This window comes from Actinomadura meridiana (assembly GCF_039537545.1).
GTDB classification, from domain to species: Bacteria; Actinomycetota; Actinomycetes; order Streptosporangiales; family Streptosporangiaceae; genus Spirillospora; species Spirillospora meridiana.
On record NZ_BAABAS010000004.1, the window covers coordinates 782,581 to 802,206 of the forward strand.

Below are 19,626 nucleotides of genomic sequence, written 5' to 3' on the forward strand. Positions count from 1 at the left end.
TGCGCGCCTAGTTCCCGGCCGTGACGACGGCGCGGTCCAGCTCCTGCCGCATGCGTTCGGGGCTGCGGACGACGTCGTCCAGCGCCGGATCGGAGTAGAGCGTGACGATCGCGGCCACCAGGGCGCCCACCACGGCGCCGACCAGGGCGGACGCGACGAGCGGGTCAAGCTCGTCGGCGTAGGCGGCCCGCGGGGCGGTGGCGATCTCCCGCTGCCCGGCGGCGACCTTGCGCAGCGCGCCGACCCGCAACGCGGGAGTGCGCCGGATCAGCTCGGCGCGCTGCCGCGCGGCCCGGCCGGTGAGGTCGGCGCCGGAGCCAAGGACGGTCCGGACCGCGCGGACGAGCAGTTCGGCCGGGGTCTCGCCGGGACGCGGATCGGCCAGCACGGACCCGATCACTGCTGGTCCTCGCGCCCGCCGTGCTGAGCGTCCTCGGCGACTCCGCGTGGCGCTCGGTCGCCGTCAGGGCTTGCGGGCGACGGCGCAGAACTCGTCCACTTCGGGCTCCTCGAAGGGGGTGTGTTCGGGGCGCCAGCGAGTGAGCGACACCAGGCCGGGCGCGAGGACGTCCAGCCCGTCCAGGAAACTCATGATCGTCTCCGGGGTGCGGACGAGCATGGGGACGGAACCGCCCTCGTTCCAGACGCGCACCGCCTCGTCGGTGCGCTCGCCGTGCACGGCGTTGGTGGTGTGCGTGATCACCAGATGGCTGCCGGACGGGACGGCGTCCAGCAGCCGCCGCAGGATCGACCTGACCTCGTCGTCGTCCTGGACGAAGATGAGGATGCCGAGCAGGCTGATCGCGACCGGACGGGTGAGGTCGAGCGTCCGCCCGGCCTCGGCGAGGATCCTGGCGGGGTCGCGCAGGTCGGCGTCGACGTAGTCGGTCGCGCCCTCGGGGGCGCTGGTGAGCAGTGCCCGCGCGTGGACGAGCACGAGCGGGTCGTTGTCGACGTAGACCACGCGCGACTCGGGCGCCACCCGCTGGGCGACCTCGTGGGTGTTGTCGACGGTGGGCAGCCCGGTGCCGATGTCGAGGAACTGCCTGAGCCCGGCCTCCCCGGCGAGGTGCCGCACGGCGCGGCCGAGGAAGGCGCGCTGGTGCCGGGCCAGTTGGACGATCTCCGGATAGACCTCGGTCGTCTGGTCGCCGATCAGGCGGTCGACCGGATAATTGTCCTTGCCGCCCAGCCAGTAGTTCCAGATCCGGGCCGGATGGGCGACCGTGGTGTCGATTTCGGGCGTGGTGTCGATTTCGGGCGTGCCGTCGTCCACCATGTCTCCTCCGTCTGACGGTCGCTCGGGACCGGCGTCCGCGCGCCGGGCGAGTGCATCGTAACGCCGTGCTGGCAAGGGGCGAGCGGGCCGCCGGGCCTGATCACGACCATCGACACATTCCGACAAAACGCCAATATCAGAGGTAAGCGGTCGAGTGGCTGAATCCTCTCTTTACCCGTCTCAGCTGGGACGGGTCAGCAGACCAGAAGTGGCCTTACGAAAAATCTCATATAGCGTCATGCCGGCCCCTTATCCTGCAAGCTCGCGCGGGTTATCGTGCCCGCGAGGGGCGAAAGCAGGAGGAGCCTGCATGTGGTGGCAGGTCGGCCGTCTGATGCTCGCGGTACTGGTGGGCCAGGTCGTCCTCGGAGCGGTGGCCGGTGCGTCGGCCACCCCGGCGAAGGCCGATCCCGCCGCCGACGCCCGGACCCTGTACTGCCTCGAACCCGAGAACACCCGGCCCCTCGTCGAGGCCGCCGTCACGCTGGGAACGGCGCGGGCGGGGCGCGACGCGGAGCATCTCGTCCCGCTCTCCGGGGGTGCCGGGCTGACCGCCGCGCAGTGGAGCCGCCGCGACCCGGCCGCCTTCCAGCGGACCTGCGCCGCGCTGGCCGCCGAGCGCAGGCTCCCCGAGCCGGACGCCCCGGCGCCGAAGTGGGTCGTCGACCTCGTCACCGCCATGGTCGGCGTGATCGCCGTGGTGCTCGGCGCGGTGCTCACGCTCGGCTCCACGCTGTTCCTCAACCGGCGCACCGCCGCGATGCGGGCGGCGGGCGACCTGCACGCGGCGGCGGGCGCCCACTACCGCGCGTGCCGGGCGTGCCTGGACGGCTGGCGCGACCTGAAGGGCGGCACCCTCGAAGGCGCCATGGACGCGCCGCTCGAGGTGTTCACCGCCGAACTCCGCCGCATCGCGGGACGACATCCCACCTGGCGGCGACCGGCCTCGATCGGCGACGCGGCCAAGGAACTCGACCGGGACATCCGCGAGTTCGCCTGGCCCGCGGGCCGCACCGAGCGCGGCGAGCGGGTGACCGCCTTCCAGCGCCGTCTCGACGAGGTGAACGGGCGGGCGCTGGAGATCGCGGCGACGCTGGAACGCCCCTGGCCCGGCCGTTCCCGCAGGATGCGGCGGCCATGACCGAGCCGAACAGGACCGAACCTAAACGGAACCCGCTCGCGCGCGGCGACGACCCCTTCACGTCCGCCCCGCCCCTGGTCTGCGCCTGCGGGAACGAATGCCGCAAGTGCCATGTCGACGTCGACGGCACGCAAGCGTGCTTCGACCGGTTCGCCCAGGTTCTAGGGACCCTCGGCAACCTCCAGGACCGCGGGCTGTTCGTCGCGGTGTCCGGCCCGTCCAGCTCCGGCAAGACGTCGCTGATCAACCGGTGCGCCGACCTGGCGGCCCGGGTTCTGGACAAGGCCGGGGCCCGGGTCATGCCGGTCCCGCTGACCGGCATCGGGCAGGGGCCCGGCGTGACGGCCGACGAGCGCGCGTTCATGGTCGCCGAGCGGCTTCGCACAAAGGTCGAGGGCAACCAGAGCGTCTTCGACCCCGAGGTGTACCAGGCGCCCCGCTCCTACGGCACCGGGCGGTCCCTGTATCCCGAAGACTTCACCCGCGCGGTGAGCGACGCCGTCCGGGACGGCGCCGTCCTCATCGTCCGGACGCCGCGCACGGACCGCGCCATCGAGGTCCAGCACTACTGGTCGGGCACCTCGCGCAAGCTGCTGATCTTCGCCGAGACCACGCTGCGCGATCTGCCCGGCGTCCCCGACCAGCCCCAGGACGAGGCGCGCCCGCTGCACCTGCGGGTCGGCCTCCTCAATCCCGGCGACGCGGCGGAGTTCGCCCGCACCAGGATCGACGTGCCCGGACGCGGGCAGGACTTTCCCGACCTCGATGTCGACGCGGTCGAACGGCTCTTTGGAGGCTCCCAATTGTTTCCTATTGGAGCAATACAGACATTATTGTACAATGTCTATGCTCATTATTCGAGCAACCCGTGGCCCGCCGGAAACGTGATCAGGCTGGCCGACCTGGAGCACCATATTCAGCGGCAATATACTCGACATGGTCCAGCGGGGCGGGAGGGGTGATCGTCGTGACCGCACCCGGCGAGGGCGGCGGCGCGCCGCCGATGGATGACAACCCCTTCCCCGCGCTCGCCGCCGCCGAGGCGCACGACTACGAGTCGCCAGACGAGGTCGTCAGCGTCGAGACACCGGCGATCAGGCGGGCCAGAGAGTTGCTCGACGGCTATTTCGGGCGGCGCGACGACAAGGGAGTCGCCTTTCTGGTCGCGGGCGAGCACGGCAGCGGCAAGACGCACCTGATTTACGATCTGCTGCGCAGCGCACTGAAACGGCCGGGCAACGACGCCAAACCCGTCTATGTCGACGCGAAGAAAGGCGATTTCCTCAGCCTTTACCGGCAGGGTTTCCTTGAACGGTTCGACCGGGACGTCATGGTCGACCGCGTCCGCGAATACTACGCCGACATCATCGCCGACTCCCTGGAGGAGACCGGTTTCCCCGCCGACATCACCCGGCGGCTGCGCACCGCCGACATCGACCCGCAGCGGTTCGTCTCCCAGCTCAACCTCGCCGAGAGCGAGTTCCTCGCCCGGCTCAACGACGACCTGGCGCAGGTCACCCGCAACGAGGAGTTCGGCACCGCGCTCGTCCTGATGCTCCGCGACGACCTGCGCGAACCGGTGTGGGAATGGCTGCGCGGCCAGAAGCCGAGCCCGCTGCTCGTGGAACGCGGGATCCAGAGCCACATCAACGACGAGGTGCGCGCGCTCCAGGCGATGGGCGTGATCACGCTGCTGCACCGCCGTCGCCGCCGCCATCTCGTGCTGGCCTTCGACCAACTGGAGAAGGCGCTGCCGAGCTCCAGTCCCCCGAACCCCGACACCGTCACCGAGCTGCAACGGCTCATCGAGCTGATGGTCGGGCAGGGCGTCTGCCTCATCCTGTCCGGCCTCCCCGAGATCCGCACGGCGGTCGGCAGGCACGGGCGCGAGCACGGGCTGAGCGCCGACCTCCAGACCGACGGCATGTCCCGCGACGAGGTGCACGAGTACATCCGCGCCGCGATCGCGCGGACCCACTACGCGTCGATGCCCCCGGAGGGGTCACCACGGCGGCGCCAGGTGAGCTCGGGGCTCGGCCCGTTCCCCGAGCCGATCGCCGACCACATCGCCTACCTCGCCGGGCGCAACGCCCGCAAGGTCGTGCAGATCTGCCACACCTGCTACCGGGAGTCGCTGGAGAGCGGGCACGTCACCACCACCATGGTCGAGGACGCGGCGCGCGGCCCGGTCACGCCCGACGACGCCGTCCGCGACCGGATCGAGCAGGAGCTGCTCAAGCAGGGCCGGGCGTTCCACACGAACCATCCCGTCGACGGGGTCGACGGCCCGCGCGCGCCGTACTGGATCCCGGCCGCCGACGCGGGCTGCGCCCTGTTCGTGACCGGCTCGCTGATCCTGGCGAGCGACGCCGAGGACATCAACGCCGACGCCGACGCCGTCCGGTCCACGGCGCCCGGCTCGCACACGGCGGTGATCGTCAACGGCTTCCTGGCCGACCCGGCCCGCGAGGCGCTGAAGGACCACGTCACCGAACCGGCCCTGACCTTCACCGCCGAGCGGTTCTCCGACGACTTCGCCTGGCTGATGAACCGGACGACCGAGCAGCTGGAGGCCGCCGTCGTCGGCGACGACCAGTTGCGGATGGTGCGGGCCGGGGTCAGCCGCCTCGCCACCGCGCAGAGCAGCACCCAGAACCTGGTGGAGATGATCGCCTTCCAGGTCGAGTCGATGCGCGCGGCGTCCGAGCGGCAGCACGCCGAGCTGACCCGGCGGATCCAGGAGGCCGGGCGCGGCGCCCCCGACGAGCCGCTGCCGGACGGCGCCGAACGCATGTTCACCGAGGTGCTCGCCGCGCTCCAGGAGCTCAGCGGCCTCGACACCGCGCTCGACGAGATGTTCAGCGAGGAGCGGTCGGGCGTCCCCACCGGGATGCTGCTGCGGCTCCAGAACCACGGGATGGTGCGGGCGGTCGGGGTCGCCGCGATCGCCGAGTCGGTGATCGTCGCGTTCCGCGGCGCGGTGCGCGGCTGGTATCGGGGGCTCGACGGCTCGCCGTCCGCCGCGCAGCGCGCCGACCTGAACGTCCTGTGCCGCAACTACGAGACCGTGCTGGACTACCTGCCGATTCAGTTGCTCGGCACATTGACGGCTCAGACGGCCGACCCGCAGTCACGTTATCCGTCCACCGCCGGGTATCGGTCCGCGGAACTTCGTAAGGCAGACCCGCACGCGCTGCTGACCGATCTCGGCTACCGGGTCCGCAACGCCTTCGGACGGACCTGAACGCGAGGACGTCTCGTCCTCCAGTGGACGCGCCCCCTCCGAGACGTCGGCATTTGGGACGTCTGCGGGCGGAGCTCCGGTGGTTGGGGCCTTGGTGGTTGGGGCTTCGGTCGTCGGGGCTTCGGTAGTTGGGACGGAGTCGTCCGCGTCGGGGGCGAGCGCGCTGGGCGGGCGGCGGCGGTCGTGCAGGCGGTTGCTCGCCAGATACAGCAGGTTGATCACCAGGATGGCGGGCGCGACGACCGCGACGGTCCCCTCGAACAGCGGCTCCAGCAGCAGCGCCAGGATGATCGCGGTGATGCCGTTCTGCTGCGCCACCGCCAGCAGCAGCTTGTCCTCGCCGGTCTGCGACCGGGTCAGCGGCAGGCTCACCAGCGCGTGCGCGGCGAACGCGGCGACCCCGAGGACGAGGCCGGGCAGCGGCGAGGCGCCGAGCGTCAGCACGGCGCCGAGCATCAGCGCCGCGAACAGGAACGCCATGTCGACGGCCCCGTTCATGACACGGCCGACCGCCTCCGGCCGGGACCGCAGCGCCGGCCGCACCCACAGCCCGACCAGCGCCACCGCCAGCACCCACGTCTGCCACACGCCGACCGCGAACACGGCGGCCAGCACCGCGAACGCGGCGGGCAACTCCAGCCGTGGCGCGAACCGGCGGGCCAGCCAGTAGATCAGGATCGCGGCGGCCGCCAACGCCAGGTTGCCCGCCAGGTCGACGGTGAACATGGTGCCGCCGCCGAGGTCGTGGCGCGTGCTCGTCCCGTCCGGCTGCAACGGCAGGGCGAGCGCCGCCGCGTAGATGGTCAGCAGTGTCGTGACCGGGTCGTCGAACGACGCCCAGGCCAGCAGCAGGCCCCGCCCCCGGCGCGACAGCCGGGACGACTCGCCGAGCGCGGCGACCGACAGCGGGTCGATCTGCGCGACCGCGACACCGAGCACGAGGTAGGCCGGGTCGCGGAACAGCAGCATCATCACCCCGGTGGTGATCGCGGCCTTCAGCAGCACGCCGACGGTCACGGCCAGGACGACGGTCCGCAGATCGGAGCGGAGCAGGCGCAGGTCAATGGACCGAGTACTGCCATAAAGCCCGACCGCCAGCAATAGGGTTACAAATGGCACATAAATGGGGCTGTCCAGAATGTCGGTGACACGCCCGGAAATCGCGCCAAACGCCGTCCCCAAGGCCACCATGACGAGCATCAAGCCGAAACGCACCGTCATTGGCCCTTGCCTCTCACCCGGAACTCCGGCGTCGATCCAACGACCCCCCGTGATCGTAAACGGGCCCGGAAGTCGCGGCAATCACCTCTGCGTACGGATTCCCTCGCGCAGAAGTTCGGCCGCGAGATCTCCGATGGTCTCGTCGGCCTCGCTCACCCGGCTCTGGTTGAGCGTGACGCCCATCAGGTAGTCGGCCGGGCCGAGCCGGTAGTAGTAGACGGCGCCCTGCTCGACGTCCAGCACGACCCGCAGCATCCGCCCCCGCACCGCCTGCCGCGCGACCTGCCCGAGCTGCCGGGCGTAGACGGCGCATTCCTCCGCGAGCCGCCGGTAGTAGGACCGGGTGCGCTGCGGGGGCTCCCCCGGCGGCCGCGCGGCGGCCACCCGGTCGTCCTCGAACAGGTCGGCCTCCGCCAGCACCCGCGCGTCACGGCAGCGCGCCAGATACACCACCTCGGTCGGGTCGAGCTCGCGCGCCAGCCGGTCGGCGTGCGCGCCCATCGAGCCCCAGGTGCTCGGCACGGTCGCGCGGGACGGACGTGGCAACGGCGCCGTGTCCGTCCTGCCGCCCTCGACCTCCCGCAGCCGCGACAGCCATCCGCCCGGGTTCTCGTTCGGCAGGCCAAGCCGGTCGCGCAGGACGCTGGCCAGGCCGCTGACGAACATGTCGGCCTCGCGGACGAGCGCGCAGCGCGGCAGCGAGGTCGGCGACTCGCCGCGCGCGGCGGCGGCCAGCCCGAACACGATGCCCAGCACGTAGTTGCGCGGCGTGACCTCCACGCTGTAGAGGGCGCCCTGCTCGGCGTGCAGCACCAGGCGGATGAGGCGTCCGGTCTCGGCGTCGCTGAGCTCCCGGTCGAGCGCGGTCATCATGAAGCCGAGCTGCTGGCCCGCCGCCTGGTACAGGTCGCGCCGGTCCGGCGAGGCGCCGGGGACGTCCGCCAGCGCGGGGTCGTCCAGCACGTCGACGGCGACCTCGTAGGTGCCCCGGTTGTACTTGGCCAGATGGTGCGGCGCGCCCTGCTGGCAGACCCACCGGCGGAACTCGTCGACCGTGCGGCCGTCGGCGGCGAGCCCCGGCGCCGAGGACTGGTTGACGTCCTCCGGCGGCCTGCTCGGCGTGTTCATCTCGTTGCCTCCTCGTCCCCCGTCAGATGAACGGCACGTCCAGGTAGACCGGCACGCGGGGGCGGCCGGGGGTGCGTCCCCGCTTCTGTCGCACGTCCTGGAGCGTGTCCTCGGCCGCGACGCTGTACGGATGCTCGGAGCCCTGGAAGTCGACCGCGTCCTCCGCCGTGACCTCCAGGAGTTCCTCGGCGGCGGCGGAGCGGCCCGCGCCGACCAGCGCCCGCGCCTCGTGCACCGCCGCCACGATCGACCAGGGGTGCTGCTCGCCGAGCGAGTCGGTGAGCGCGGACCGCGCGTCCTGGAGGATCTCCAGCGCGTCGGGCGCGCCGTCCTCCAGCCGGAACGCGCCGAGGTCGACCCGGCAGACCTGGACGAGCGGGTGCCCGTCCCCGTAGACGGACGCGAACCCGGCGCGGCACCGTTCGGCGTGCTCGGCGGCGCGTCCCGGCTCGTCCCCCATCGCCAGCTCCACGGCGTAGCTCAGCTCGGTCGCGAGCACGCTCGGGTGGTCGGCGCCGAGCAGGGCGCGCAGCCCGCGCAGCGCCGTGGCGATCAGCTCGTGCGGGCGGCCCGGGTCGAGCCCCCGGGCACAGCGCTGCGCGACCGCGAGGCTGCGCAGCGCCTCCAGCTCCGCGAGCCGGTTCGGCGACTCGTGGCCCCGGGCGAAGCGGTAGGCGCGGTCGAGCAGGGTCCGCGCGCCCTGCCAGTCGCCGAGCGCGCCCTGGTAGTCGCCGACGCGGCGGGCGATCCGCAGCGCGATCCAGTCGAGCTCGCCGAACTCGGCCCTGCGCCGGTCCCATGCCGCCCTCGCCGTCCGCAGCGCCAGCGGGTACTGGCCCATCAGGTACGCCGACTCGGCCAGGTTGATCCTGGTGACGACCGTCTCGCGATGCTCGTCGCCGAACAGCTGCCGGAACCGCTCGTAGACGCCCTGGATCTCGCCCAGCGACTCGGCGAAGCGGCCGAGCCCGCGCAGGTCGGCGGACCTGCCGCGCAGCCCGTCCAGCGTCCACGACTCGGCGGTCGGGCCCAGCGAACGCAGGATCGCCAGGGCGCGCTCACCGTCGCGGTACGCCCCCGCGAAGTCGCCGAGGAGCCTGCGGACGTTGGCCATCTGCCCGAGCAGCCGCCCGGTGTGCATGTCCTCGGGCCAGCCGTTCAGCACCCGGTCGGCGACGGCGAGCAGCTCGCGCGCGCCCGCCTCGTCGCTGGTGTGGTAGTGGAAGCGCAACTGCTTGACGAGCCAGCGCCGCGACCACAGGGACGTGCTGTCGGCGGCACCGGACGGGCCGAGGTGCTTGCGCAACTCCGCGAACCGTTCGGCGTCGGCGTTGGCGGCGCCGTCCACCATCGGCGGCGCGGCCCGGCCCAGCGCCTCCAGCACCTGGGCGCGGCGGGTCTCGGCGATCCCGGCACTGGCCATCCTGCCGTGGAGCAGCTCCTGCACCGACCGGTGCACGCGGAACAGCGCCGTGCGCTTCCACAGCGCCTGGCCGAGCCCGAACCGGGCACAGGTCTGGATCACCTCGTCAAGCACCATGCTGTTGGCGGCGATCACCGCGCCGTCGTCCTCGCCCGCCGCCGCTTCGAGCGCGGCCAGGAACGGGACCGTGGTCAGCAACCGATGGCCGACGCCCTCCGGGGCGAGCCACGCGCACAGTTCGAGGAGCCGGACGGCGACGCGGGCGATGGGCTGTTCGGCGCCGGGGTCCTCCAGGGTGCGCAGCGTTACCTCAAGGGCGGCGGCGGAGACGTCCATGTCCCGCTCGGCGAGATGGCGGCCGAGGCGGGCGCCGTACTCGGACGCGGCCCAGGCCGCCGCCTGCTCGGTGGAGAGCGACGTGGCGGCGAGCCAGGCCGCGGTCTCGGTCAGCCAGGCGGACGCGAGGGTGAGCGCCAGCGGCAACCCGTCGAGCATCTGCGCGACGGCCTTGGCGTCCTCGGCGGTGAGGCCCTTGACCCGGTCGCGGAACAGCGCGGCGGCGTCGGCGGTGTCGATCGGGGCGAGCCGGTCGCGGGTGCACGGCAGCCCGTTCGGAACGTTACAGCCGAGTTCGACGGCCCTCCCCTCGCCCGACTCTGGAGCTGTCCTGGCGGTGACCAGGGCGTGGCCGCGGCCACCGGCGGGGATCAGGTCCTTCAGTGCGGCGAGGTCGTCGACGTCGTCGTAGACCAGCAGCCAGCGTTCGGCGTGGGTGCGCAGCCTGGCGACGGCGGCGACCGCGCGGTCACCGCCCGACGCGTCGGTCAGCTCGCCCGCCAGCTCCGCCAGCGCGACCCTGGCCAGGTCGGGGGTGCGGGCCGGGATCCACCAGATCAGGTCGTAGTCGTCGCCGAAGCGGCGCAGGTACTCAAGGACGGTCTCGGTCTTGCCGATGCCCGGCGGGCCCTCCAGCAGGTACGGCTCGCAGCCGTCGGTGTCGGCGAGCAGCCGGTCGCGGAGCCGGGCCAGGTCGTCGACGCGGCCCGCGAAGGGGCGCCCGCGCGGGACCGTGACGTTGGTGACCGGCGGGCCGAGCCGCTCCTCGCCCGGGAAGCGGGGGCGGAACGTCCCGGTCGGCGGCCTGCGCCGCTCGGTGACCAGCGCCAGCCTGCCGAGGAGCCGCAGCCCCGCCTGGCCCGCGGTGCCGCCCTCCAGCGACAGCGACCGCACCGACGGCGGGACGGCCTCCTCCCCCACGCCGCCGACCAGGCAGGCGAGGTCGCCGTCGCGGTCGGGCAGGCCGTCCGGCAGCGCGGCGAGGAGCCCCGGCGACACGATCCAGACGGCGCGGCCTTCGGGCATCGCGCCGGGACGGGCGAGGACGCCGTCCGCACCCGCCTCCAGCAGCCGCGCCCGGACCCAGTCGGCATACCGGCGGTCCGGCCAGCAGTGCACGATCGTGACCCGCTCGGTGTCGCGGGGCTCGTCGAGGCCGAGGGCGGCACGGTAGTTGCCGCGCAGCTCGGCGGTGAGCTCGGGCGGGCCGGTCACCTCGCCGCGGGTCACCTCGGCGGCGATCCGCGCGTAACCGGCGGCCGGTGCCGAGTCGGGCTCGAAGGCGAGCGCGACGAGGAGCCGCCGGTCGACGTGCTCCTCGACGAACGGCACCCGCAGGATCGGCTCGTCGCCGTCCAGGAGGAAGTCGTCGAACAGCTGGGCGACGAGATCCTCGGGGAGGCGGCCGCGTTCCGCGCGGGCCCCGCCCCGCACCTCCAGCGGCAGCACCCGGATGCTCGCGACCGAGCCGGGCGCGATGGTCTCGGCGATCCCCACGGCCTTCGCGACCGACACCCGGCTCGGCTCGAAGAGGACCACCGCCTGGTCGGCGCCGCGCGCGATGAGGCCGAGGGTCTCGTCGGACGGGGCGGTGGGCGCGTCCATGAGCACGTAGTCGTAGCCGGACCCGTCCAGGGCGGCACGCAGCCGGGCGACGACGTCGTCGAGGGGTTCGCGTCGCGGCACCCCGGGGAGCGGCTCGTCGTCGCGGACCCGCGGGATGACCAGGTCGATCGGGCCGATGTCGCCGGGCGGCTGGAACCGCGCGGCCCGCCAGCTCCCCCGGCCGTCGGTCAGGGCGTCGAACCGTTGGGCGAGCGTGGTGGTCTCGGCGGACGGCCCGACGCCGAACCGGGTGAAGTACTCGTTGGCGTCGAACGGCCCACCGCTCCAGTCGACGATGAGGACGCTCCTGCGGGCGCCCGCGAGGATCAGCGCGAGGTTCGCCACGACGGCCGTCCGGCCGAGCCCGGTGCTCCCGGCGAGGAACGCGACGCATTCGGAATGCCGGGACGTCGACCGCGTGCTCATTCGTCCTCGTCCCGTCCCCGCCGCGGCAGATCCGTCGTGTTGATAAAGCTGGCGTATTCGGAGATGTCCCGGTCCCGTTCGCGGCGCACCCGCTCCAGCGCGTGTTCCAGAACGGATCCCCTCGCGGGATTCAATGCCGCCAGGTCGGCTTCGGAGAGGTCGACCAGTGCCCGTCGCGCGGGTTCCGCCATGTCTTCACCACCCGTGTCCAGACCTGGTCACCATCGTAGGCACTGCGCGTCCTTTTCTGGCATCTTCCCGCGGAATTGGACGCGAAGTAGTGTCACGGGACACTAACCGATTCACCCGGCCCGACTAGACTCGGTTCATGATCGACCGTCATATTGGCCGACACCGGCCGGAACCGGCGGCGACTCCCTTTCAGCAGTTCATACTCAAGGTCCACAGCCGCTGTAATCTGTCCTGCCGCTACTGCTATCTGTACACGATGGCCGACCAGCGCTGGCGGCGCCGTCCACCCGTGATGACCGCCCGCGTCGCCGACGCGGCGGCGGCCCGGATCGGCGAGCACGCGCGCGCCCACGGGCAGCGGGACGTCTCGGTCGTGCTGCACGGCGGCGAGCCGCTCCTCGCCGGTCCCGACCGGCTGCGGTACGTGGTCCGCGCCGTCCGCGACCAGGTGGGCGACGCGGCCGAGACCCGCTTCTCGCTCCAGACCAACGGGACCCTGCTGAACGGCGACTTCCTGCGGCTGTTCGACGACCTCGGCATCCGGGTCGGGGTGAGCCTGGACGGCGACGCGCAAGCCCACGACCGGGCGCGTCCGGGCCCGCGCGGCGGCAGCCACCACCGGGTCGCGCGGGGCCTCGCGCAGCTCACCGCGCCGGAGTTCCGGCACCTGTTCGGCGGGCTGCTCTGCGTCATCGACCTGGATCAGGACCCGCTGGACGCCTACGCCGCGCTGCTGGAGTTCGACCCCCCGGCGATCGACCTGCTGCTCCCCCACGCCACCTGGTCGGCGCCGCCGCCCGGCCCGCCGGGCGCGTACGCGCGGTGGCTGATCCCCGTGTTCGACGAGTGGTTCGGCGCGCCCGTCCGCCGCACCCGGATCCGGCTGTTCGAGGAGATCGTCAACGTCCTGCTGGGCGGCGAGTCGGCCGTCGAGGGCGTCGGGACGACCCCGGCCGCGACCGTGGTGGTGGAGACCGACGGCGCCATCGAGCAGTCCGACATTCTCGCCGTCGCGTACGAGAACGCGGCCGACCTCGGTCTGGACGTCTTCCATGACGACTTCGACGCGGCACTACGGCATCCGCTCACCGTGGCGCGGCAGCGCGGGGTCCACGGAATCCCGAGCGAATGCGTTCCCTGCCGCTGGGCGCGGACGTGCGGCGGAGGCCTGTTTCCCCACCGGTACCGCGAGGGCTCCGGCTTCGACCACCGTTCGGTGTTCTGCGCCGATCTCGATCAGCTGTTCCAGCACATACGGTTGACTCTCGTCTCGGCCCTCTCCGTAAAACGCTAGGACCGTCCACCGAAAGCCGGCCCGAGGCGGTGTGGACGGTTTTTGGAACGGCCAAGAATAGTTCCACAGTGAAACGAATCGTGGTGCCGGTCGCGGCCGACCGGCGCCGATCACAATTTCAGTTGCCTCCGGCGGCGATGCTCGCCTGGAGGTCGGAGTGGCGGAACTGGTAGATCGTCCCGACCTGCCGGAGCACACCGCGCTGGTGGGCGGTCTCCAGGAAGGCCATCGTGCGGCGCGGCATCCGCCCCCGGGGAACGAGGAGCAGCCGGATCAGCACATAGTGCAGCCACGCGATGACGCCGACCTTCTCGGTCTGGAACGCCAGCAGCCAGATCGGCCCGTACAGCAGGCCCCCGGCCAGCCCGCACCCGGCCCCGAACACGACGCCGAACAGCGGGCCGACGGTGACGCCGGTGACGGCGCCGGTGGTGACCGCGTAGAGCAGACCGAACACGAGCGCGACCTGTTTGTCCTGCCGCAGCATCCGGCGCGGGCTGGTCGGCCGGACGGTCGTGGCGGGCTGCGCGAACCCGTAGCCGAGGCCGACCGGCATCCCGATCCCGAGCGCCGCGAGGGTGCCGAACCCGAGGCTGCCGTCGATCACCCACCCGGCGGCGCCGCCGACGCCCGCGGTCGCCAGCCCGCTCAGCCACGGCGCCCAGCTCAGCCGCACCCGGAACTGCAACTCCGACGGCGGCGGCAGCGTCCCCGCGCTGCACGCGCCGAGCAGCACCGCGCACACCAGCCCCGCCGCCAGCCCCCACCCCGGGCTGAAGATCGCCCCGACGCCGAGGCCGACCGGCAGGCCGGAGATCACCGCGCCCGCGACGCACGCGAGGATCCGTTCGGAGCGGCGCGCGAGGAGCGGCAGCTCCCACCACCGGATGTCGACGAGCTGCCGTTCCTCCAGGCCGCGCGCCAGGTACCGCAGCCAGCGCTCGGCGTGGCGGCCGTCCCAGGCGTCGGGACGTCGCAGCGCCTCGCGCGACAGGTCGACGGGAAATGCGGTCGGGACCAGCGACCGCAGGACGTGCGCGCGGATCGCCTCGGCGGTCGGGAACCGGTGCTGGTCGAGCAGCTCCACCGGGTCGTTGGGCGGGTTCTGGTAGATGTCGCGGGCGACCGACACGATCAGCGGCGTGTCGAACGCCTCGGTCAGCGCCGCGTCGTCGCCCGCGTGCAGCCGGTCGAGGACCGGCAGCCAGCGCCGCCGCTGCCCGGTCTCGTAGTCGTGGAAGAACGGGGTGGTGACGTCGTCGGCGCGCAGCGGTTCGAGCAGGACCTCGGTGGCGTTGCGGACCAGCGCGCCGCCGGTGCGGGCGGCGTCGGCGTAGTCGGCCGACCGGCAGGTCAGGACGAACGAGTCGAAGGTCGAGCGGCCGACGCACCGGATCGCGAGCGTCCGCGGGCCGGGCAGCAGCTCGTCCAGCCCGTCCAGTACCGGGATGATCTTTCCGAGCGCCAGCAGCCGGGCCGGGGCCTGCTTGCCGTAGACGCTCGTCGAACGCAGGTAGGAGTGGTCGTCGGCGATCCGGTCGGCGATCCAGGTCTCCAACTCCTGCTCGGCCGGATCCCATCCCGAGACCGACACCAGGACCGGCACGGGCTCCTCGGTGTCGTCGGCCTTCACCAGCCCCCGGGTCAGGATCATCGCGAGCGCGGACTTGCCGCTTCCGGGCTCGCCGAGGATCACCATCCGGCCCGTCGAGCCGCGGTACGCCGCGACGATCGACTCGGTGATGGTGCCCGTGCCCGATAACCGTTCGGACGTCCCGCCGGGCGACCGAACGCTCCAGCGCAGCGGCAGGGGCAGGTCGTGGTCGCCGATGCCGCGCCGGGCGGCCTCCCTGCGCCAGTAGTCGTCGACCGTCCGGGACAGGCGGCCGAGCGCGCGGTCCAGCGGGCCTTCGCCGGGCGGCGGGTTCTCGGGCCCGGCGCAGTGCCGCTCCAGCCAGTACAGCAGCATGGCCAAGCCGCTGACCAGGCCGAACAACGCCCAGAACCAGACGCGGTGACGCCGGATGGAGTCTTCGGGGAGCAACCCGCCGCCCGCCTCGTGGAAGAGCGGGAGGACGATGATCACGAGGATCACCAGAACGGCCATGAGGCCGCTACCAAGAAAGGAGGGACGTCTCACGCTGGCGCCACCAGTCAGTCACTGTGCGTGTTCACTTGCCCCCAGAGTGCCGCGACGGCCCGGCGGTCGCACCCGCGTGGCCACTTCAGGTCAGGCGCGGCTCAGGCGCAGTCCGACACCGCAGGAAACGACCGCGACCGCCGCCCCGCCCGCCAGGTCGGCCACGTAGTGCTGGTGGACGAGCAACGTCGACGCCATGATCAGCCCACACCACACCGCGACATAACGACCAAACCGAGGGGTGAGACGCAACCAGTGCACGGCGATGATGACGGATAACGCGTTGTGCAGGCTCGGAAAGCAGTTGTAGGGCTCGTCGTTGCCGTACACACCGCGCAACGCCCGCGAGAAGACGTCACCACCGGTGACCACCGGACGCGGCACATGTGTCTGGGCGAAGCAGTAGAAGACATACGCGATTACCAGCGTGAGCACGACCGCGATCAGAGCGGACTTGGCGAGGCGGGCGTCCACGACGAGCAGCGTCGTGAGCGTCAGCGGGCCGAGGAGCAGCACCGACACGTAGGGCACGACGAACGGCGTGACCAGGGGGATGTGCTCGTCCGGCGGAGTCTTCAGGTCGATGCGCGCCGGACCCTGGTTCAGCGGGTGGTAGAGCAGGTAGAGCGCGCCGACGGCCGCCGCGAGCCCCAGCATCAGCGTGATGTCGCGGCCGCTCTGCCGATGGACGCCGCCGCCGGTCACATGCTCAGCGATGGTCACGTCGCGGTCCGCGACAGATGTACACGACCGCGGGCGGAGCGTTCCACCACACGACGCGGCTGACCTCGACCTCCTCGAACAGGTCGTCGAGGCGCCGCCGGAACCGCACCGCCGGTGGCAGCGGCTTGGCGTGGACGTAGGCGAACGCGGTGAACACGCCGTCGTCACCAAGCGAGGCCAAGGTTGAGGCGAGCAACCGTTCCTGCAAGTCGTGGCCGAACGACGCCCACGGGAGGGAGCTGATGACCACGTCGGCGGTCAGCTCCAGCGAGGCGAGGATCTCCGGCAGGCGAACCGCGTTGCCGCGCACGACCGTCACGTCCGGCCAGCGTCGCTCCAGCAGCCCGGCCAGCCGTGGGTTGACCTCGACCGCGACGTGCCGCCCGCGCTTACCGAGCCGGTTCTGGACGGCCTGGGTGATGGGCCCCGTCCCGGGTCCGAGTTCGACGACGACGGGATCCCCGTCGTCCGCCACGGGCCGTGCCGCCACGGCCGCGAGGGACGCCGAGCTCGGCAGCACCGCGCCCACCTGAAAAGGAAAGCGCAGAAACTCCCGGAAAAGGATCGCTCCATCACCCATCCACACAAGGTACCGAATTAATCACGAACGGAAACGTCGGTCCCGTCCGGCACCTCGGGTGAACAACGACAAAGCGGGCGCCGTGACCGCAACCGGCTCCCGCTTTTCCGTTTGTCAATGAAGGGTGGCGGTCACGGCGTCGAGGATGGTGGCGGCGACGACGTCCGGCTGGGACGCGGCGATCGCGTGCGACGCGCCGGGCACCTCGCGGATCACACGTCCGTCGGCGCGTTCGGCCATGAAACGCACCGCCTCGGCCGGGATGTTGAGATCGCGCTCACCGAACACGAACCAGGACGGCTTCGTGCGCCAGGGCTCCTCGCCGACGTCCAGCCCGTCGGTGAGCGCCTGCTGCGTCACCGGACGCTGGGTCACGGCCATCAGCGCGGCCTCGGCGGCGTCCAGGTCGGCGCAGAACTGGTGGTGGTACTTGTCGTCCGCGATCCGCACCTCGTCGCCGCCGGACGCGACCGGGTAGGCGACCAGCGCCTCCCCGAGTGTGCTGCCCTCGAACTTGGCCGACAGTTCCAGCGCACTCTCCCCCTGCGCCGGGGTGAAGGCGCCGACGTAGACGAGGGCGCGGACGTCCGGATGCCCGGCCGCCGCCTGCGTGACGACCATGCCGCCGTAGGAGTGCCCCACAAGGACGACCGGCCCGCCGACGCTGTTGACGATGTCGCGGACATAGGCGCCGTCACTCACCAGCCCGCGCAGCGGGTTGCCCGCCGCGACGACGCGGAGCCCCTCGGGGTGCAGGCGCGTGATGACGCGGTTCCAACTCGCCGACTCGGCGAACGCTCCGTGGACCAGGACGATGACGGGCTGTTCCGGCGTGGTCATCGGCTTCCCCCTGACGAGTGCAGCGCGGCCTTCAGCACCTCGATGGCCTGCGCGGTGGCGGCCCGCGAGGCGCGGGTGGCGCGAAGCGGGTTGAGCATCATGAAGTCGTGCAACGTGCCGTCATAGCGGACGCTGGTGGTGGGCACCCCCGCCTCGGTGAGGCGGCGCGCGTAGGCCTCGCCCTCGTCGCGCAGCACGTCGTTCTCGTCCGCGATGACGAACGCGGGCGGCAACCCGGCCAGGTCGTCCAGCGTGGCGCGCAGCGGCGACGCGGTGACCTCGGCGCGTTCGCCGGGGTCGATGGTGTAGGCGTCCCAGAACCAGGCCATGGCCCGGGCGGTCAGGTAGGGGCCGTCGGCGAACTCGTGATAGCTGTCGGTGTCCTGCGCGGCGTCGGTGACCGGGTAGTACATCGACTGGTGCACGAACCGCACGTCTCCGCGCCGCTTGGCCATGATGGTCAGCGCGGCGGTCATGTTGCCGCCGACCGAGTCCCCGGCGACGGCCAGCCGGGAGGCGTCGAGCCCCTCGTCCGCCCCCTCCCGGGTGATCCACCGCGCGACCGCGTAGCCCTGCTCGATCGCGACCGGATAGCGGGCCTCGGGCGACCGGTCGTACTCGACGAAGACGATCGCGGCGCCCACGCCGGTGGCCAGTTCCCGGACGAGCCGGTCGTGGGTCCCGGCGTTGCCGAGGATCCACCCGCCGCCGTGCATGTACAGGACGGTCGGCAACGACCCGGTGGCCCCGGCGGGCTTCACGATCCGGACCTGGACGTCACCCACCTCGGCCGGGACGATGGTCCATCGCTCGGTCACCTCGGGCATGTCGACCGGGGTGGACTGGACGTCGTCCAGCACCTGGCGGGCGTTGTCGGTTCCGATCTCGTACAGGAACGGCGGTTGGGACGTGGCGTCGGCGAACTCCCGCGCCGCCGGCTCCAGGACTATCGCACTCACGGTGTTCTCCTTTCAGTCACCTTCCAGTTCTTCGACGGCGCCGAGAAGGCCGCGCAACTCGACCTCTTCCTGCTCGGCCTCGACCGGGTCGAACAGCCATTCCGAGGCGGGCGTCTCGGTGGCCCGTTCGGGCTCGCTCGACACGACCAGATCGATTTCCGCTTCGATCTCCGCCTCGAGTTCGGCCTCGAAGTCGTCGCTGGGGGCGTTCATGGTTCGTTCCTCCGCTGTCGTCGCATCGTGATCGGGCCGGGCGTCAGCTGGTGGCGGACGCCAGCCAGTCGGCGTACTTGATCTTGCCGAAGGTCGCGCCCTCGCCCGGCACGAGATTGCGCTCCTGCATCTCGCCCCCGAAGTACCGCGCGTGCGGGTCGCTGACCACCTCGCGCGGGTCGCCCCAGGCCGTGAGGGCCGTGCGGAAGAACTCGTCCATGCGGAACCGCTCGGGCCCCGCGATCTCGATCCGCCCGTTCAGCGGCGCGCCCACCGCCGCCGCGCCGACCGCCTGGGCGACCTCGTCACCCGCCATCGGCTGGAAAAGGACCGGCGGCATGCGGACCTTGTCGCCGTCGGTGGCCTCGTCGGCGATCCGGTGCGCGAACTCGAAGAACTGCGTCGCGTGGACGACCGAGAACGGGATCCCCGACTCCTCGACCAACGCCTCCTGGGCGTTCTTCGCCCGGAAGTAGCCGATGTCGGGCCGCCGCTCGGCGCCCACCACCGACAGCACGACATGGTGGCCGACCCCGGCCTTCTCCTCCGCCGCCAGCAGGTTCCCGGTGGACGTCCGGAAGAACTCCAGGACGGCGGCGTCCTCGAACGACGGGGAGTTGGACACGTCGATCACCACGGACGCGCCGTCCACCACCTCGGCGACCCCCTCGCCGGTGAGGGTGTCGACGCCGGTGTTCGGCGCGGCGGGCACCGCCTCATGACCCAGTTCACCGAGTCTCGCCACAAGCTTCGAACCGATCAGGCCGGTACCACCAATGACGACGATCTTCATTACTGACTCCTGATCCCGGGACGCCGGTCGCAGTCCCAACCACCAGCTAAGACAACAAAACGGTCCGCCCTGTGACAACCCCGGCTAAA

17 protein-coding genes are annotated in these 19,626 nt (G+C 71.9%); 4 read left to right on the forward strand and 13 right to left on the reverse strand.

Annotated features, from left to right (window positions below; all coding sequences use genetic code 11):
* Positions 1-7 precede the first annotated feature (7 nt).
* Both ABD808_RS07750 and ABD808_RS07755 read right to left on the reverse strand, forming a co-directional pair.
* Positions 8-400, reverse strand: coding sequence for an acyl-CoA-like ligand-binding transcription factor (locus tag ABD808_RS07750; protein WP_344892011.1), 393 nt, complete (start codon positions 398-400; stop codon positions 8-10).
* A gap of 63 nt (positions 401-463) precedes the next feature.
* Positions 464-1,279 (reverse strand): SAM-dependent methyltransferase, encoded by an 816-nt coding sequence (locus tag ABD808_RS07755; protein ID WP_344892014.1) that lies wholly within the window; start codon positions 1,277-1,279, stop codon positions 464-466.
* Between the two features lie 310 nt (positions 1,280-1,589).
* Here ABD808_RS07755 and ABD808_RS07760 point away from each other — a divergent pair, with 310 nt between their 5' ends.
* From ABD808_RS07760 to ABD808_RS07770, 3 genes are read left to right on the forward strand one after another with little or no spacing between them, the layout of a single operon-like run.
* A complete protein-coding gene (locus ABD808_RS07760; protein WP_344892017.1) occupies positions 1,590-2,420 on the forward strand; it encodes a hypothetical protein in 831 nt (276 codons plus the stop codon).
* Positions 2,417-3,382 carry a hypothetical protein gene (locus tag ABD808_RS07765; protein ID WP_344892020.1) on the forward strand — a complete coding sequence of 322 codons (966 nt, stop codon included), beginning with the start codon at positions 2,417-2,419 and terminating at the stop codon, positions 3,380-3,382. Before ABD808_RS07760 ends, ABD808_RS07765 begins: the two co-directional genes overlap by 4 nt.
* A gap of 5 nt (positions 3,383-3,387) precedes the next feature.
* Entirely contained in the window at positions 3,388-5,664 is a 2,277-nt protein-coding gene (locus tag ABD808_RS07770) for a hypothetical protein (protein WP_344892023.1), read from the forward strand.
* Here the strand turns inward: ABD808_RS07770 and ABD808_RS07775 are convergent.
* The 4 genes from ABD808_RS07775 to ABD808_RS07790 all read right to left on the reverse strand — a co-directional run bounded on the left by ABD808_RS07775 (position 5,551) and on the right by ABD808_RS07790 (position 11,994).
* Complete coding sequence (locus tag ABD808_RS07775) at positions 5,551-6,783, reverse strand: cation:proton antiporter (RefSeq protein ID WP_344892025.1); 1,233 nt, start codon at positions 6,781-6,783, stop codon at positions 5,551-5,553. The two genes, ABD808_RS07770 and ABD808_RS07775, sit on opposite strands and share 114 nt — an antisense overlap.
* Positions 6,784-6,966: 183 nt before the next feature.
* On the reverse strand, positions 6,967-8,013 hold the full coding sequence (locus tag ABD808_RS07780; protein WP_344892028.1) for a hypothetical protein: 1,047 nt from the start codon (positions 8,011-8,013) through the stop codon (positions 6,967-6,969).
* A gap of 22 nt (positions 8,014-8,035) precedes the next feature.
* Positions 8,036-11,803: an FxSxx-COOH system tetratricopeptide repeat protein gene (fxsT, locus tag ABD808_RS07785; RefSeq protein ID WP_344892031.1), complete on the reverse strand. Its 3,768-nt coding sequence runs from the start codon at positions 11,801-11,803 to the stop codon at positions 8,036-8,038.
* Complete coding sequence (locus tag ABD808_RS07790; protein ID WP_344892034.1) at positions 11,800-11,994, reverse strand: hypothetical protein; 195 nt, start codon at positions 11,992-11,994, stop codon at positions 11,800-11,802. Before ABD808_RS07790 ends, fxsT begins: the two co-directional genes overlap by 4 nt.
* Positions 11,995-12,131: 137 nt before the next feature.
* Here ABD808_RS07790 and ABD808_RS07795 point away from each other — a divergent pair, with 137 nt between their 5' ends.
* Positions 12,132-13,289 carry an FxsB family cyclophane-forming radical SAM/SPASM peptide maturase gene (locus ABD808_RS07795; protein ID WP_344892037.1) on the forward strand — a complete coding sequence of 386 codons (1,158 nt, stop codon included), beginning with the start codon at positions 12,132-12,134 and terminating at the stop codon, positions 13,287-13,289.
* A 118-nt stretch (positions 13,290-13,407) separates the two neighbouring features.
* On the opposite strand, the gene ABD808_RS07800 is transcribed toward ABD808_RS07795, so the two are convergent.
* The 7 genes from ABD808_RS07800 to ABD808_RS07830 all read right to left on the reverse strand — a co-directional run bounded on the left by ABD808_RS07800 (position 13,408) and on the right by ABD808_RS07830 (position 19,537).
* Positions 13,408-15,396, reverse strand: coding sequence for an NACHT domain-containing protein (locus ABD808_RS07800; protein WP_344892040.1), 1,989 nt, complete (start codon positions 15,394-15,396; stop codon positions 13,408-13,410).
* A 123-nt stretch (positions 15,397-15,519) separates the two neighbouring features.
* On the reverse strand, positions 15,520-16,152 hold the full coding sequence (locus tag ABD808_RS07805) for a phosphatase PAP2 family protein (RefSeq protein WP_344892043.1): 633 nt from the start codon (positions 16,150-16,152) through the stop codon (positions 15,520-15,522).
* Positions 16,139-16,732: a class I SAM-dependent methyltransferase gene (locus ABD808_RS07810; protein WP_344892046.1), complete on the reverse strand. Its 594-nt coding sequence runs from the start codon at positions 16,730-16,732 to the stop codon at positions 16,139-16,141. Before ABD808_RS07810 ends, ABD808_RS07805 begins: the two co-directional genes overlap by 14 nt.
* A gap of 114 nt (positions 16,733-16,846) precedes the next feature.
* A complete protein-coding gene (locus tag ABD808_RS07815) occupies positions 16,847-17,572 on the reverse strand; it encodes an alpha/beta fold hydrolase (RefSeq protein ID WP_344892049.1) in 726 nt (241 codons plus the stop codon).
* Positions 17,569-18,531 carry an alpha/beta hydrolase gene (locus tag ABD808_RS07820; RefSeq protein ID WP_344892052.1) on the reverse strand — a complete coding sequence of 321 codons (963 nt, stop codon included), beginning with the start codon at positions 18,529-18,531 and terminating at the stop codon, positions 17,569-17,571. Before ABD808_RS07820 ends, ABD808_RS07815 begins: the two co-directional genes overlap by 4 nt.
* Before the next feature lie 12 nt (positions 18,532-18,543).
* Positions 18,544-18,744: a hypothetical protein gene (locus ABD808_RS07825; RefSeq protein ID WP_344892055.1), complete on the reverse strand. Its 201-nt coding sequence runs from the start codon at positions 18,742-18,744 to the stop codon at positions 18,544-18,546.
* A 43-nt stretch (positions 18,745-18,787) separates the two neighbouring features.
* Entirely contained in the window at positions 18,788-19,537 is a 750-nt protein-coding gene (locus ABD808_RS07830; RefSeq protein ID WP_344892058.1) for an SDR family oxidoreductase, read from the reverse strand.
* Positions 19,538-19,626: the final 89 nt, after the last annotated feature.

What these genes read in the sequence shown, in the direction of transcription:
- ABD808_RS07790 (WP_344892034.1), bottom strand. Translation starts at nt 11,994, where the DNA reads ATGGCGGAACCCGCGCGACGGGCACTGGTCGACCTCTCCGAAGCCGAC.
- ABD808_RS07755 (WP_344892014.1), bottom strand. Translation starts at nt 1,279, where the DNA reads ATGGTGGACGACGGCACGCCCGAAATCGACACCACGCCCGAAATCGAC.
- ABD808_RS07815 (WP_344892049.1), bottom strand. Translation starts at nt 17,572, where the DNA reads ATGACCACGCCGGAACAGCCCGTCATCGTCCTGGTCCACGGAGCGTTC.
- ABD808_RS07830 (WP_344892058.1), bottom strand. Translation starts at nt 19,537, where the DNA reads ATGAAGATCGTCGTCATTGGTGGTACCGGCCTGATCGGTTCGAAGCTT.
- ABD808_RS07765 (WP_344892020.1), top strand. Translation starts at nt 2,417, where the DNA reads ATGACCGAGCCGAACAGGACCGAACCTAAACGGAACCCGCTCGCGCGC.
- ABD808_RS07780 (WP_344892028.1), bottom strand. Translation starts at nt 8,013, where the DNA reads ATGAACACGCCGAGCAGGCCGCCGGAGGACGTCAACCAGTCCTCGGCG.
- ABD808_RS07795 (WP_344892037.1), top strand. Translation starts at nt 12,132, where the DNA reads ATGATCGACCGTCATATTGGCCGACACCGGCCGGAACCGGCGGCGACT.
- fxsT (WP_344892031.1), bottom strand. Translation starts at nt 11,803, where the DNA reads ATGAGCACGCGGTCGACGTCCCGGCATTCCGAATGCGTCGCGTTCCTC.
- ABD808_RS07760 (WP_344892017.1), top strand. Translation starts at nt 1,590, where the DNA reads ATGTGGTGGCAGGTCGGCCGTCTGATGCTCGCGGTACTGGTGGGCCAG.
- ABD808_RS07825 (WP_344892055.1), bottom strand. Translation starts at nt 18,744, where the DNA reads ATGAACGCCCCCAGCGACGACTTCGAGGCCGAACTCGAGGCGGAGATC.
- ABD808_RS07810 (WP_344892046.1), bottom strand. Translation starts at nt 16,732, where the DNA reads ATGGGTGATGGAGCGATCCTTTTCCGGGAGTTTCTGCGCTTTCCTTTT.
- ABD808_RS07800 (WP_344892040.1), bottom strand. Translation starts at nt 15,396, where the DNA reads ATGGCCGTTCTGGTGATCCTCGTGATCATCGTCCTCCCGCTCTTCCAC.